Here is a 13,731-nt window from a genome sequence, read left to right as displayed (position 1 = left end):
GGGTTTGAAAATTATGAAAATATTACATGTATTTGACCATTCAATCCCGCTACATAGTGGCTATACTTTTCGCAGTAGATCAATACTAAAGCAACAGCATGCTTTAGGCATTGAAACCTGCCATGTCACTAGTCCAAAACACGGTAATGACCAAGCTGAAATTGAAGACGTTGACGGACTTAGGTTTTATCGTAGCGCACCTATTTCGGGATTAATGTCAAAGCTCCCTGTTTTGAACCAAATGTCCTACATAGGTCCAATGGTTAAAAGAATTCTTGAGGTTATCGATATTGAAAAACCGGATGTCATTCATGCGCACTCTCCGGCATTAAATGGCTTAGCCGCGTTAAAAGCAGGAAGAAAGTCAGGATTACCCGTGGTATATGAAATCAGAGCTTTTTGGGAAGATGCTGCTGTTGATCACGGTACCTGTAAAGAAGACGACTTACGTTATCGTTTAACGCGAAAAATGGAAACTCATGTTGTTAAAAATGCCAATGCAGTGACTACTATTTGTGAAGGCCTACGTGGTGACCTTATCAATAGAGGTTTCGATGAAAGTAAATTTACGGTTATTGCTAATGCGGTAAATATTGAACAATTTGATGTGATTACACCGCAAGATAAAGCCAATAATGCCGGTTTAGCTGCAACATTAAAATTAACTGACTGTGATGTTTTAGGTTTTTTAGGTTCCTTTTACGCTTATGAAGGTTTAGATCTCGCTATAGCAGCCATGCCGGCAGTACTGGCGAAAAACGCTAAAGCACGCTTATTACTCGTTGGAGGTGGCCCGCAAGAGCAAAACCTTAAGCAACAAGTAACGTTACTAGGCTTGGAAGGTAAAGTCATATTCACGGGTCGAGTACCACATAGCGAAGTCGGAAAGTACTACAGCTTAGTAGATTTGCTTGTTTACCCTCGTAAACCAATGCGTTTAACCGATTTAGTGACGCCACTAAAGCCGTTAGAAGCAATGGCGCAAGGTAAGCCTGTAATTGCTTCTGATGTAGGTGGTCATAAAGAGTTAATCACGGATAATGAAACAGGTTTCTTATTCAAAGCCGGCGATAGTGTTGTACTTGCTGAACGATTGATTGAATTGTTGGCCGATGAAAATAAACTTAATAGTGTTTTATCAAATGGCCGAGCCTATGTAGAAGATGTTCGTAACTGGCGCAATAGTGTCAGTAATTACTTACCTCTTTACAAAAAATTAACTGATAAGTAGTTTATATGAGCCAATTTAAGAAAGTAACTATTGTCGGGCCATTAGCACCACCTGCAGGGGGCATGGCAAATCAAACCAAAAAATTGGCTGAATTTTTACGTTCTGAAAATGTAAGTGTAGATGTTATTAGAACGAATCCGGACTATAAGCCTGCTTTCATAGGTAAAATACCCGTATTAAGAGCTTTATTTCGCTTAGTAAGCTACAAGCTCACCTTAATAATGCGTTTAAAAAATACTGATGTGATCCATATCATGGCAAATTCAGGTTGGTCTTGGCATTTATTTGCTGCACCAGCCATTATCTTTGGCCGTCTTTATAATAAACCTGTTATCGTAAATTATCGAGGAGGGTATGCCGCTGACTTTTTTAGTAAATCTTGGTTTTGGGTTAATTTAACGTTAAAAAAATCGCAGGCTATCATTGTACCATCGGTATTTTTGCAAGAAGTCTTTGATGATTTTGGCAAAGAATCAGTCGTTATTCCAAATGTGCTAGATAAGAACCTATTTTTTCAAACAGATAAACCTACAAGTGATAAGTCACCGCATTTGATAGTGACGCGTAATTTAGAAGCCATTTATGACGTTGCTACAACTGTTAGAGCTTTTGCATTAGTAAAAAAAGAGTATCCGCAAGCGTACCTGTCAATTGCTGGTACAGGGCCTGAAAAAAAACCATTAACTGCGCTTATAACTGATTTAAACTTAGAGGATAGTGTTTCCTTTACTGGACGCTTAGGGCCAGAAGAAATGGCTAACTTATATCAGCAGGCAGATATAATGCTTAATGCCAGTACTGTAGACAATACGCCAAATTCTATAATTGAAGCACTGGCATGCGCAACGCCGGTAGTAACAACTGATGCTGGTGGTATTCCTAAATTAGTTACCCATCAGCATGATGCTCTTTTGGTTAATATAGCCGATCATCAAAAAATGGCAGAGGGGGTAATAGACATACTTAACAGTGAAACATTACAAAAAACCTTGATTAATAATGGCTTAAATACCATTGAAAAGTTTTATTGGGTAAACGTTTGGCTTAAGTTAAAAGCTTGCTATGATGAATCGATCATCAATAATCGCGTAAAATAATTAGTAAAAGGTCACGACAGAACATGACAGGGATATACACTAGGCTAGTATCAAAGCTACTTTTTCCTCTTCACGAACGGCTGAAGAAGCACGATACCGTCGCGATTAAAGTACAGTTAGAGAAAAGCCAGTGGTTACCAAGAGACAAAATTATGCAGGCTCAAAATGAGCGTCTGCAACAGTTTATTGGTCAGGTAATTAAAGATGTGCCCTATTATAAAGCGCTTTTTAATAAGCTTGGATTATCTTCTTCAGATATTAATTCAGTTGCCGATTTACACAAGCTCCCTTTTTTAAATAAAACCACCATACGTGAAAATTATTCCGCATTGAAATCTAATCAAGCTGGCGCTGTCAGTTCGTTTACCACAGGCGGTTCAAGCGGAACACCTCTTACTTTCCTACTGGGTGATGAGCGTGTAAGCCATGATGTTGCAGAGAAATGGCGAGCGACCCGTTGGTGGGATGTTGATATTGGCGATAAAGAGATTGTTGCTTGGGGCTCTCCTATAGAATTAGGCGCACAAGATAAAATACGTATTTTGAGAGATAAACTTTTTCGTTCGACCTTAATTCCTGCTTTTGATGTTGATGAAAGTAAGTTATTAGGTTTTATTGATAGAATTAAAAGCATCCAACCACAGATGTTATTTGGTTACCCGTCAGTTTTTAGTTTAATTGCTAAATTAGCACTCGCTCAGAATATAGACTTAACACAGCTAGGTATTAAGGTTGTTTTCGTTACTTCTGAGCGTTTATATCCCTATCAACGAGAGATGATAGAAAAAGCTTTTGGAGCGCCAGTAGCTAATGGTTATGGTAGCCGAGACGCAGGTTTTATCGCCCATCAATGCCCAAGTGGTAGCATGCATATCTCGGCAGAGGACTTGATCGTTGAGATTATTGATAATGATGGCCATGTGGTTGAAGATGGCGAAAAAGGGGAGATAGTGATCACGCATATGGCAACATCTGATTTTCCTTTCGTTCGCTATCGTACCGGTGATATTGCCGCTTTAGATACAAAGTCTTGCGCCTGTGGTAGAGGCTTACCTGTGCTGAAAGATATTGAAGGGCGCACAACTGATTTTGTGGTCGCAGCTAATGGCACTATGATGCATGGTTTAGCGCTAATTTATATCTTGCGAGAACTTGAAGGAATTGAAGAATTTAAAGTTATCCAAGAAAGTAAGCAATTGACGCGAATAGAGCTTGTACCAACTAATACACTTAGTGATGAATTATCGGCTCGTATTATTGAGGGCTTTAAAGCAAGGTTAGGACAAGAGGTAGAAATTCAGTTGGATGTAGTGAAGAATATTACTGCTGAAAAATCAGGCAAATTTCGATATATCGTTTCAAAAGTAGAGGTTAAATAACATGGAAAGTGCACTGTGGGCTATTAATTTATGTGCGGTAGTTTATCTCTGCTTTTGGGCGATTAAAGAAGATAATAAAGAGATTGAAGTAAAAAAATCGGCTAAAGAAATAGTAGAAAAAAAGGTTGAGCGATAACAATGAGAGATATTGTATTTCTACTCATTATTCCTTTTATTCTTTATGCATCATTGCAGCGTCCTTTCATTGGTGCAGCTATGTGGTTATGGGTTGCTATGCACTTCCCAAATGGCTGGGTATATGGCTTTGCAGGCAGTTTTCGTTATAACTTAATTATCGTAGTGTGTGCGTTTTTATCTTACCTTCGCTGGAAAGATAAAAGTAAAATGGACGCTGATCAATTAACTTTTTTGATCGTTCTGTTTCTAATTTGGACCTTTATAACTAGTATTTTTACCATCTCCATTCCAGAAATTGTGTGGGATGAGTGGATCGAATTTTTAAAAATAACTCTTTTATATATTTTTGCCACTTTAGTGTTGCGAACTAAGTTACATATTAATGTATATATTTGGGCATTAGTCTTATCCGTTGGGTTTTATGGTTGTTTAGAGGGGTTGAAATATATATCTTCGGGTGGCGGACATCGTATTGCAGGTTTAGGCTCTCATGTATTGAGTGATAGAAATGAATTGGCACTTGCTTTCAATATGTTATTACCTTTAATGGTTTATCTTATTGGGGTGAGTAAACATAAGTGGATAAAGCTAGGATTGTCGTTTGCAATAGTCTTGAATTTAGTCGCTATTATTGGCACATATTCACGTGGCGGTTTTGTTGCTTTAATTATTGTAGGTGGTTATTTTTGGCTGCAAAGTAAACAAAAATTTCTCTACTCGATATTAATTATTATCGCCATAAGTATCGGCACTACTTACGCACCATCATCTTGGACCAATCGCATGGATACCCTTGAAACGGCGCAAAGTGATTCTTCATTTTTAGGTCGCGCATTAGCCTGGAAACAAAGTATTTTGATGGCAAATGATAACTTGCTTACTGGTGGTGGATTTAAAGCAGGGCAAACATCGTATGTGTGGTGGAGTTATGATGCTGCAGGGAGCTTTAATGATGTTATTGATACATCAAGAATGGACAAAGTTGCATTTAAAGCAGCCCATAGTATTTATTTTCAAGTGTTAGGGGATCATGGCTATATTGGATTATTTCTATTTTTAGGCATTATAGTTACCGCCTATAGAAAAGCAGGGCGAGTGGCTAAATTAGCAAAGAAAACACACCAAGATGAAAGTATTATAAAGCTCTGTAGCCTGGTAAAAGTTTCTTTGGTTGCATATTGTGCAGGTGGTGCTGGTGTCAGTTTGGCCTATTTTGATATGTTTTATGCTATTTTAGCTATTGTTTTTGTTATTGAGCATCGCCTTATTGGCAGTGATAGTGTTGTAGTAGATGGATCTAAGGGTATAAAATATCGTGTTTAGTTGGTTATTGCGCAAGATCGCAACTCATTGGAGTCATGAAGGAAAGCAAACCAAGCTTAATATTCTCACTTACCACCGGGTGGGTGAGCATTTTAGTGAGAAAAATCCTAAAAGCATTCATTGGGCATTATTTGCATTACAAATAAAATGGCTAAACAAGTATTTTAATATACTACCTTTGCCTATAGCTCTAGAGTTGCAAGCAAAGAATGAATTACCACCTCGAGCTGTTTGTATCACTATTGATGATGGTTATCGTGATAGTTACGATTATATTTTCAAAACACTTCAACGAGAAAATGTGAAGGCGGCTTTCTTCATTAGTACCCAAGGTTTATCAAAAGGTGGCTTATGGGATGAAGATATTTATGTGGCAATTTTTAATGCACCTGAAGAGATAAAACAGCTCAATATTGATGGAAAATTTTTTGATATAAGTAACTTTGACCGACGAGTAGAAACACGTTATCAATTAACTGAAGAAACAAAATATCTTCCTTTAAAACAACGTCAAAAAATTGTAGATGAAATCAGATCACAAACAGGTGTGGCGCTGCAGCCTAATAATTTTTTATCTGCAGAACAAATTCGAGAAATGCATCAAGCAGGTATGACAATAGGTGCGCATACACATAGCCACCCTATTTTAGTAAAAGAAGATGATAACGTAGCTTTTGATGAAATTAAGCAAAGTAAAACTATTCTTGAAGACATTATTACGCAACCAATAGATTACTTTGCCTACCCTAATGGTAAATTTAAGCAAGACTATGATCAACGTCACATTGATATGGTGGAGTCCTTAGGTTTTAAAGCTGCACTGTCTACTGATTGGGGATCTTTGGCTGATTATCAAAAAGAACGTTTTAAAATTAAACGCTTTACCCCGTGGGATAAAACAGAGTTCAAATTTATTTTGCGATTAGCAATGAATTATCGAAAATCATAACGGGTACTCAAATTGACTAGCTTTACTACTGTTATAGGCTCAATAAATAAAATGGCAAAAGTTAAATGGATAAATTAACAATAGAAAAAAATTGGCGAAATAAGTATAACGTATTAGTGCCACAAGCTGACTCTATGGGAGCTGTGGCGGTAATTCGTTCGCTTGGGCAACATGGATATAATGTTTTTGCTTCTTCATCAAAAAGTGATGCTCTTGGTTGCCAGTCAAACTTCATTAAGCAAGCAGTTAAATGTCCTGAATATGGTGGTGAATACCTGGTTTGGTTACGCCAATATATTAAAGCTAACGATATACATGCCATTATTCCTAGCGAAGGCTTTTATCTTATTATTAAAGAACACTATGAAGAGTTTACACACTTATTACCTCTCACATCATCAAAGGAAGAGGTATACCGGTGTTTGTGTAAAGTGGATGTATTTGATGCATTTTTAAATAGTGGTGAAACTGCTATGACTGAGCACATTTCTAATACTCTAGTGGTGTCATCGATAGAAGCAGTCGACTGGGATGAAACATCAGCGTGGAATTATCCTTTATTTATAAAAGGTGATGGATTTTATGCGCATCAAGGAGATGATGCAAAAATAGTCAAAGCAAATACTCTTGAAGAAGCAAAATCAGCTGTTGCTGAAGTATTTGAAGCGTTTCATAAAGTGATTGTTCAAGATTGTAGTGAGGGCGTAAAAGCGACCGTTAACTTGTTATTTCAAGATGGTAAGTTATTGGCAGAATCAATGGCCGTAGCGACTCATGAAAGCCCTCATACTGGCGGCTTAACCTCATTAAGACATAGTTGGTGGCACCAGCCAATGTACGAAGATGCAGTGAAGCGTATGCAGTTTCTAAATTGGAACGGTCCTGCCATGGTAGAATATAAGTGGGATGATAGTACTCAGAAATTTGACTTTATTGAACTTAATTCACGCTACTGGGCTGCGCTTAATTTAGATATATTGGCGGGAATTCATTTTCCTTGTATTCACCTTGATTACTTTTTTGAAGGTTTATCAGCAGATGAGCCGATCCGTTTAACAGGTAAGATAAATGTTCGAAACACATTCCCCGCTGATTATGGGTATGTGTTGTCATCTTTAAAGGATGACAAGCTCTCAATACTGACAAAAGTAGGAATTATTTGTGAATTTTTTGCACTTTTTCTCAACCCCTTTGTCAAAGCAGATTTATTCTACCCTGGTGATAAAAAACTATATTTCATCAATTTATGGAAGTTTACTAAGGAGTTCAGCAGCTCGTGTTTAAAGCGTTTAAAATAGCCTGTTTATTTATTATAAAATCCTGTGGAGGATTTTGGCTGACTCGTCAATTTAACAAAGGTAATACCTGTGTGCTCTGTTATCACGGGTTTTCTTATGATGATGAGTACTTATTTCGTCCTAAATTATTTATGCGTCCTCAAACATTTGCTCGAAGAATGGAATGGCTTAAAAAGAGTAATTATGAAGTAGTGTCTTTACAATATGCTGTTGCCCACGATGGAGAGGGGAAGAATCGTATAGCATTAACTATGGATGACGGGTGGGCAGGAACATATGAGTTAGTTGACGATGTTTTATCGAAATATCAATTTCCGTTAATGTTATATGTTACGAGTTATTATGTTGAAAAACAGGGGGCTGTGATCAATGTTGCGCTTGCTTATATTTTATGGCGTTCGTTAGGCAAAACACTGATAGTGAAAAATGCAGATATTGGTCTCAATAAAAGTTACGTGATAAGTAATGATAATCGAAATAACATAGTTACTGAGCTTTGCGAGGCTATTGATACTTTAGAAAATACGTCTGATCGTCAACAAATATTGATGGATATTAGTAGGGAACTCGATGTAACTTTGATGGTTAATGCGCAGTTACTTTTTCGCTTGTTAAGCAAAGAAGAGCTGACAAAATTACTCGCCAGTAATGTTGATTTGCAACTCCATAGTCATAGACATTGTTCACCTCAAAATGAAGAATCTTTTCAGCAAGAGATTGCCCAGAATAGAGATTACTTACAACAGATAGTGCCAAATACCTTGCTTGAGCACTTTTGTTATCCTAGTGGTGAGTATTACACTAAACAGCTTGCCTGGTTAGAAAAAAATGCAATTAAAACATCAACAACTATATCTTCAGGAATGTTCAATAAAGATACAGATTTACTGCAAATTCCTCGGTTTTTAGATGGTGAAGATGTACATCAATTAGAATTTGAAGCTGAATTATGTGGTTTAACAACATTTATCAGAAAATTATTTTAGTGTTCAGTAAATAAAATGATCGATGAAAACGATTATTAATTAAGAAGAAATATAGATATGAATCTAGGCAAGGTGACAGTTTTAAAGAAAATAGGAAATACTTTTTCTTTAATTAACAAAGAATCACAAAGAAAGAATAGAGGCCTTATCGCGATTATTATTGAAATGATGCGTCTTTATGTAAAAAATTCAATAGGGCCTAATTATTATTTACAAGCCGGTATGGCTGATCAGAATATGTCTTGGGATTTTAAATGCTCACATATTAGCGATAAAGATTACCATGCCGCGCTTGATAAGCTAAATCCTCGTCCATATCGAAAAATTACTCAACATAAATTATCAGAAAAATCATTTTTACAATTTTCTCATATTCCTTGCGCCAAATTCATTGGCTTTTTAGAGCCCGTTAAAGGTTTTGATGTTAATGGACTAAGTTTAACAAATGAAGAGCAATTATCTTCTTTGCTCCAAAGTTATGTAGACCAAACGATTTGCATTAAAATACCAGAAGGTTTTGGCGGAGAGGGTTTTTTCGCAGGCACTTTATCTTTGGATAGTGGTACATTGAAAGTAAAGGCATTAGATGAAAGTGATACCTTAACAATTTCTCAAGTTTTAGAGCGTTATCGTAAGGTGATTGCAACAGAAGGACTATTGTTTGAGTCATTTATTGAGCAACATGATAGCTTCGCTCAGTTTAATCCATCAAGTGTTAATACTTTGCGTGTTTGGGTGCTTCAAACAGATGATAAAGTTGAAGTCATAGGGACTTATCTACGAATTGGTCGAGAGGGTAATTTAACTGATAATGGTGGCGGGGGCGGTATTATGTGCCCAGTGGACCTTGAAACAGGAGTGCTAGATAAAGGCTTGACAACATCGACTCCTTTTCGAGAAGAATTTGAGCAACACCCAGATCACCAAGCACAAATATTTGGTATTCAATTGCCTTTTTGGCATGATATTTTAGCTTGTGCTGAAGATACACTCAAAAAATTACCCTATACCAAATTTGCTGGTCTTGATGTAGCTATGACAACAACGGGTCCTCTTATTATTGAAGTGAATGTTTCTCCTGATAAAAATGGTGCAGCTAATGGTATGATTCGCTCTAGCCTGCTTAAGATAGCCGCAGACAAATTATAAGTTATTACTCCATATTATTATTTAAATTAACTAGCCCATAGGATAAAGAATGTTTAATAAGGAAAAAACAAAGCATTATATAAAACGCGCTATTAATAAGGTTAAATACACAGATATTCAAGGGAAGACATTATGTTTTGATGGTTTCTCAACTAGTTACCCTGAAATTAAACTTTATTATTCTGTGGGTGATAAGAAGTTTACTAATAAAATAATTTATCGAGTGTGTGATGAAGATGCATTCAATGCTATGGAATATGATTCTTGGGCTGCTCTTTTGACTCATGTTGCTTTCTTGCTTTCTCCTGTATTTTTTAAATATGACCAATTTGATTTCATCAAATGTACATTTGGAAAAGTGACAAAGGAAATGTCTGATTTTTATGAATTTGCGATTACAAATATGCTCATGGAGTTTAGATTTTTACAAGGACTTGATCCTAATCGAGACATAAAAGTAATTGGTAATAATGATAAAAAATACTACGAAACGAAACAAAAGCAATTAATAGATAAAACATTAATTTTAAATGGAGGGGGCAAAGACTCTTCATTGTCAGGCGAAATAATCCATACAATGAATAAGGATGCTTGTTGGTTTACGGTAGGTCTAAATGAACCAAGGCGACTTGTCGTTGAGCAATCTCACTTTGAAGAAAGTATTCATTTGAATTATTTCCTAGATGATTCAATTAGGACTGAAGGGAAGTTTGGCTACACTCCTCTAGCTAGTGCTACTTTTGCCACAACACTTGGCGTTTTAACTAGCTATATGTTGGGCTACAGGTATGTAATTTTAAGTAATGAATACTCTGCTAATGAGCCAAATTTAGTGATCGGTAATGCTCATGTTAATCACCAGTTTGGTAAATCTTTTGCGTTTGAAGAAAGATATCATCATTTTGTTAAAAAACATCTTGTTGATGACGTATATTACTTTAGCCTAATGAGACCTTGGTATGAATTGAAAATTGTTGAAGTTTTTTCAAACTATAAGCAGTATTTTGATAAATTCATTAGCTGTAATATTGGTATTAGTAAAAATCAGTGGTGTAAAAGTTGCGAAAAATGCGCCTTTATTTTGCTTTGTATGGCCGCATTCAATGATAGTGAAGATCTTAACTCTGTATTTGGTGAGAACTTATTTGAAAAGAAAAAAATACGTCAGCACATATTAACGTTAACGACAGCTCAAACTAAGCCATGGGAATGTGTAGGATTGAAAGAAGAGTGCAAATTAGCACTTGCTCTGACCTTAAAGCGTTTTCCGGATATGGAATTCGAAGAAGCTCCATTTAGAAAAGATTTTGAAAATGCTTGTCAAAATGTAGACATTGAAAAGGAGTCATTAACATATATTCATCATTTTAATAATAATCATTTATTACCTGAAGAGTTCGTTAATGCCTTAAAGCAATTTAGCTCAGTAAGTAAATCAATAAGAAGTAATGATTAATTAAAATGAAAAAAGTATTAATGATTGCTTTAGAGTTTGCGCCATGTCGAAGTGCGGGAGTACAACGCACCTTAAGATTTTCCGAGTATTTGAAAGTACATGGGTGGCAACCTTTTATTGTGACCGCCACTGAAAATATTTATGATCGCCTTGATAACACCTTGCAAGTTACGCCAGAAGTGGCTAAACATGTTGTTCAAGCTAAATGTGAAGATGCATCAAAAAAATTTGCTCTTAAAGGCCGTTATTTTCAATGGATGACCTTGCCTGATAGATATTGGCCTTGGTATTTTGATGCGGTTAAACAAGCCTCAAAAATAGTTGAACAAGAAAAACCGGATGCCATCTGGTCAACATATCCGGTATTAACCGCCCATTTAATTGCTTTTAAATTGAAAAAAAAATACCACATTCCTTGGGTAGCTGATTTTAGAGATCCACTGCAATGTCGCTATGACAAATCAGCTCAACGCTACGCATGGTTTAAGAAGTGGATAGAAAAAAAAGTAGTTAAACATGCTTCTAAAGTTGTCTTTACTTCAGGTCGAGCAGCTGATTTGTATCGAGAGCTGTATCCTCAAGAATCACCCGATAAATTTGTCACAATAGAAAATGGCTTTTACTTACCTGAAAAATCATTAGAAAAAGGGGACGACCACGTTGTAATCCCTATCTGTAAAAGTAAAAAATTCCAATTATTATATAGTGGATCTTTGTATGCAAATGGTCGTAGTCCTGAACCATTGTTTAAGGCATTGTCGCAGCTAAAAAAACAAAATATAATCGCTGCAGACAATTTTATTTTGACTTTTAGGCCGGGTAAATCAACAGCATTTTCTGCTTTATTATCTGCTTTAGATATTAATGATTTAGTCCAGTTCTTACCCGCAATATCATTTGAAGGTTCAGTGCGAGAGATGCAAAAAGCATCAGCGACCGTTTTGATTCAAGATGAAATATTTCATCGTCAAATTCCTGGGAAGCTATACGATTATATTTGTGTTAAAAAGCCAATTTTGGCACTAACACCTACTAATTCAGCCACAGCAGATGTAATCAAAAGAATTGCTTTTGGTGTCACTGCAAATAGCGAAAAAGAAATTATAGAAGCATTATTATATCTAATCCAAACGGATATAGATTGTAGTGAGGATATTTGCCAATATTCAAGAGAAAGCAAAACAGCAGAATTAGCTCAGTTATTTAAAGGATTATCGAGTAACCAATGACAAGTTTACGTAATAAAGCAGTAAAAGGTATTGCAATTCTAGGCGTGGGTAAGGGATTAGGTCGGCTAATTTCATTTGCCAATACCCTTATTTTGGCTCGAATATTATCTCCGGAAGATTATGGTTTAATGGCCATGGCTATGGTCGTTTCAGGTTTTGTTGGATTCTTTAATGAAATAGGCCTAGGTAGCGCTATTATCCAGCGTAAAGAAACATCGTCAGCACAATTAACTGGGGCATTTTACATTGCTATGTTTACCAGTGTTATTTTATATGTGATTACCTATTTTTCGGCTCCTTTTGCGGCAACCTTTTATGATAATGCTCAAATTGAACCTATTCTTCAGGTACTGTCCTTAGCCTTTATCTTAGGCGCAATTAAAACGGTCCCCGATGCACTATTAGTGAAAGAAATGAAGTTCAAATACATTTCAGGTATTGAATTCTTTTCTATTTTATTAGTATGTATTGTTACGCTTGCGTTTGCGTTAGCGGGTTATAAAACCTGGTCTTTAGTGTATGGGTTTTTAGTGGGGGAGTGTTTTAAAACGTTAGCCATCATGTGGTTGTCTCAGTGGCGACCATCTGCTGGAGGCAGCATTAAAGAAGCATTAGACTTAATGAAGTTCGGTTTAACTGTTACTTATTCTCGATTAACATGGTATTTATACACAAATGCTTCAACCCTAATTTTAGGTCGCATTGCTGGCGGTGCTCAAACAGGGATTTATGGCATGGCTGCGACTATCGCAACTTTGCCTACATCGCATATTACCAGCTTAATTATCCAAGTGGCTTCACCGCTATTCTCTAGATTGCAAGAGGATCTAAAATCTTTAAATAATGCGTTAATGAAGTTAAGTGCAGGTATCTCATTAATCAGCTTCCCTGTTTTAATCGGAATGATGTTAACTGCGGATGAGTTAGTGCCGATTTTGCTTGGAGAACAGTGGTTAGCGGCAGCTATTCCTTTAAAGTTACTGTGCGTTAGAGGGCTTTTTAAGTCTATTGATCCATTATTAACACAGGCTCTTATTTCTATTGGTAAAGCTAATATAACGGCTAAATACACTACTTTTTGTGCCGTATGTATTCCTAGTACTATTCTTTTTGGCGCGTATACAGATGGAATTAATGGTGCAGCTTTAGGCCTTGCTCTTTTATCCCCGTTCCTACTCATTATTTTACTTTCTCTTACTAAGAAACATTTTGGACTACCGATTAAACAGTATTTAAGTCAATTTATAACGCCTATTACTGGCTGTATTGTAATGTCAGTAGTTTTGCTATTAACCGATTATCTTTTATCTATGAACCTTAATTTACATATAGCTACTGTTTTGGCTATTAAGGTTTTATTGGGTGTAATGACTTATGTTTTATGGATTGTTTATGTAAAAAAAGACGGCATAGTATTGCTCAAAACAGTTTTAAAAGATTTAGGTCTTTCTGATAGCAAACTTGATCGCTGGCCTTTTAATAGAGTAGAGGTTTAG

At 36.3% G+C, this 13,731-nt stretch carries 12 protein-coding genes; all 12 read left to right on the top strand.

The annotated features are described in order from the left end of the window. Positions 1-13: 13 nt before the first annotated feature. Entirely contained in the window at positions 14-1,231 is a 1,218-nt protein-coding gene (locus tag CXF79_RS22975; RefSeq protein WP_101158136.1) for a TIGR04063 family PEP-CTERM/XrtA system glycosyltransferase, read from the top strand. A gap of 5 nt (positions 1,232-1,236) precedes the next feature. Then, positions 1,237-2,328 (top strand): glycosyltransferase family 4 protein, encoded by a 1,092-nt coding sequence (locus CXF79_RS22970; protein ID WP_101158135.1) that lies wholly within the window; start codon positions 1,237-1,239, stop codon positions 2,326-2,328. 23 nt (positions 2,329-2,351) lie between these two features. Next, the gene (locus CXF79_RS22965; protein ID WP_101158134.1) at positions 2,352-3,707 is read left to right on the top strand and encodes a phenylacetate--CoA ligase family protein; all 1,356 of its coding nucleotides are present in this window, start codon (positions 2,352-2,354) and stop codon (positions 3,705-3,707) included. A gap of 1 nt (position 3,708) precedes the next feature. Continuing rightward, positions 3,709-3,843, top strand: a complete 135-nt coding sequence (locus CXF79_RS23885) for a hypothetical protein (protein WP_269801497.1) — start codon at positions 3,709-3,711, stop codon at positions 3,841-3,843. 2 nt (positions 3,844-3,845) lie between these two features. Further along, on the top strand, positions 3,846-5,168 hold the full coding sequence (locus CXF79_RS22960) for a putative O-glycosylation ligase, exosortase A system-associated (protein WP_101158132.1): 1,323 nt from the start codon (positions 3,846-3,848) through the stop codon (positions 5,166-5,168). Continuing rightward, the gene (locus CXF79_RS22955) at positions 5,161-6,117 is read left to right on the top strand and encodes a polysaccharide deacetylase family protein (protein ID WP_157825912.1); all 957 of its coding nucleotides are present in this window, start codon (positions 5,161-5,163) and stop codon (positions 6,115-6,117) included. Before CXF79_RS22960 ends, CXF79_RS22955 begins: the two co-directional genes overlap by 8 nt. Positions 6,118-6,182: 65 nt before the next feature. Beyond that, entirely contained in the window at positions 6,183-7,415 is a 1,233-nt protein-coding gene (locus CXF79_RS22950; protein ID WP_101158128.1) for a hypothetical protein, read from the top strand. Beyond that, positions 7,394-8,401 carry a polysaccharide deacetylase family protein gene (locus CXF79_RS22945; RefSeq protein WP_101158126.1) on the top strand — a complete coding sequence of 336 codons (1,008 nt, stop codon included), beginning with the start codon at positions 7,394-7,396 and terminating at the stop codon, positions 8,399-8,401. The genes CXF79_RS22950 and CXF79_RS22945 overlap by 22 nt, the downstream gene beginning before the upstream one ends. A 57-nt stretch (positions 8,402-8,458) precedes the next feature. Next, positions 8,459-9,550: a sugar-transfer associated ATP-grasp domain-containing protein gene (locus tag CXF79_RS22940; RefSeq protein WP_101158124.1), complete on the top strand. Its 1,092-nt coding sequence runs from the start codon at positions 8,459-8,461 to the stop codon at positions 9,548-9,550. Between the two features lie 49 nt (positions 9,551-9,599). Continuing rightward, complete coding sequence (locus tag CXF79_RS22935; RefSeq protein WP_101158122.1) at positions 9,600-11,006, top strand: hypothetical protein; 1,407 nt, start codon at positions 9,600-9,602, stop codon at positions 11,004-11,006. A gap of 5 nt (positions 11,007-11,011) precedes the next feature. Continuing rightward, a complete protein-coding gene (locus CXF79_RS22930) occupies positions 11,012-12,235 on the top strand; it encodes a glycosyltransferase (protein ID WP_101158120.1) in 1,224 nt (407 codons plus the stop codon). Further along, positions 12,232-13,731, top strand: a complete 1,500-nt coding sequence (locus tag CXF79_RS22925) for a lipopolysaccharide biosynthesis protein (protein WP_101158118.1) — start codon at positions 12,232-12,234, stop codon at positions 13,729-13,731. Before CXF79_RS22930 ends, CXF79_RS22925 begins: the two co-directional genes overlap by 4 nt.

Origin of the sequence: Colwellia sp. Bg11-28 (genome assembly GCF_002836245.1) — a bacterium.
Lineage (GTDB): Bacteria > Pseudomonadota > Gammaproteobacteria > Enterobacterales > Alteromonadaceae > Colwellia > Colwellia psychrerythraea_A.
The sequence above is the reverse complement of the archived record's forward strand: the minus strand, read 5'-3'. Positions and strand labels throughout refer to the sequence as shown.

What these genes read in the sequence shown, in the direction of transcription:
- CXF79_RS22930 (WP_101158120.1), top strand. Translation starts at nt 11,012, where the DNA reads ATGAAAAAAGTATTAATGATTGCTTTAGAGTTTGCGCCATGTCGAAGT.
- CXF79_RS22935 (WP_101158122.1), top strand. Translation starts at nt 9,600, where the DNA reads ATGTTTAATAAGGAAAAAACAAAGCATTATATAAAACGCGCTATTAAT.
- CXF79_RS22925 (WP_101158118.1), top strand. Translation starts at nt 12,232, where the DNA reads ATGACAAGTTTACGTAATAAAGCAGTAAAAGGTATTGCAATTCTAGGC.
- CXF79_RS22950 (WP_101158128.1), top strand. Translation starts at nt 6,183, where the DNA reads ATGGATAAATTAACAATAGAAAAAAATTGGCGAAATAAGTATAACGTA.
- CXF79_RS22940 (WP_101158124.1), top strand. Translation starts at nt 8,459, where the DNA reads ATGAATCTAGGCAAGGTGACAGTTTTAAAGAAAATAGGAAATACTTTT.
- CXF79_RS22975 (WP_101158136.1), top strand. Translation starts at nt 14, where the DNA reads ATGAAAATATTACATGTATTTGACCATTCAATCCCGCTACATAGTGGC.
- CXF79_RS22970 (WP_101158135.1), top strand. Translation starts at nt 1,237, where the DNA reads ATGAGCCAATTTAAGAAAGTAACTATTGTCGGGCCATTAGCACCACCT.
- CXF79_RS22960 (WP_101158132.1), top strand. Translation starts at nt 3,846, where the DNA reads ATGAGAGATATTGTATTTCTACTCATTATTCCTTTTATTCTTTATGCA.
- CXF79_RS23885 (WP_269801497.1), top strand. Translation starts at nt 3,709, where the DNA reads ATGGAAAGTGCACTGTGGGCTATTAATTTATGTGCGGTAGTTTATCTC.
- CXF79_RS22965 (WP_101158134.1), top strand. Translation starts at nt 2,352, where the DNA reads ATGACAGGGATATACACTAGGCTAGTATCAAAGCTACTTTTTCCTCTT.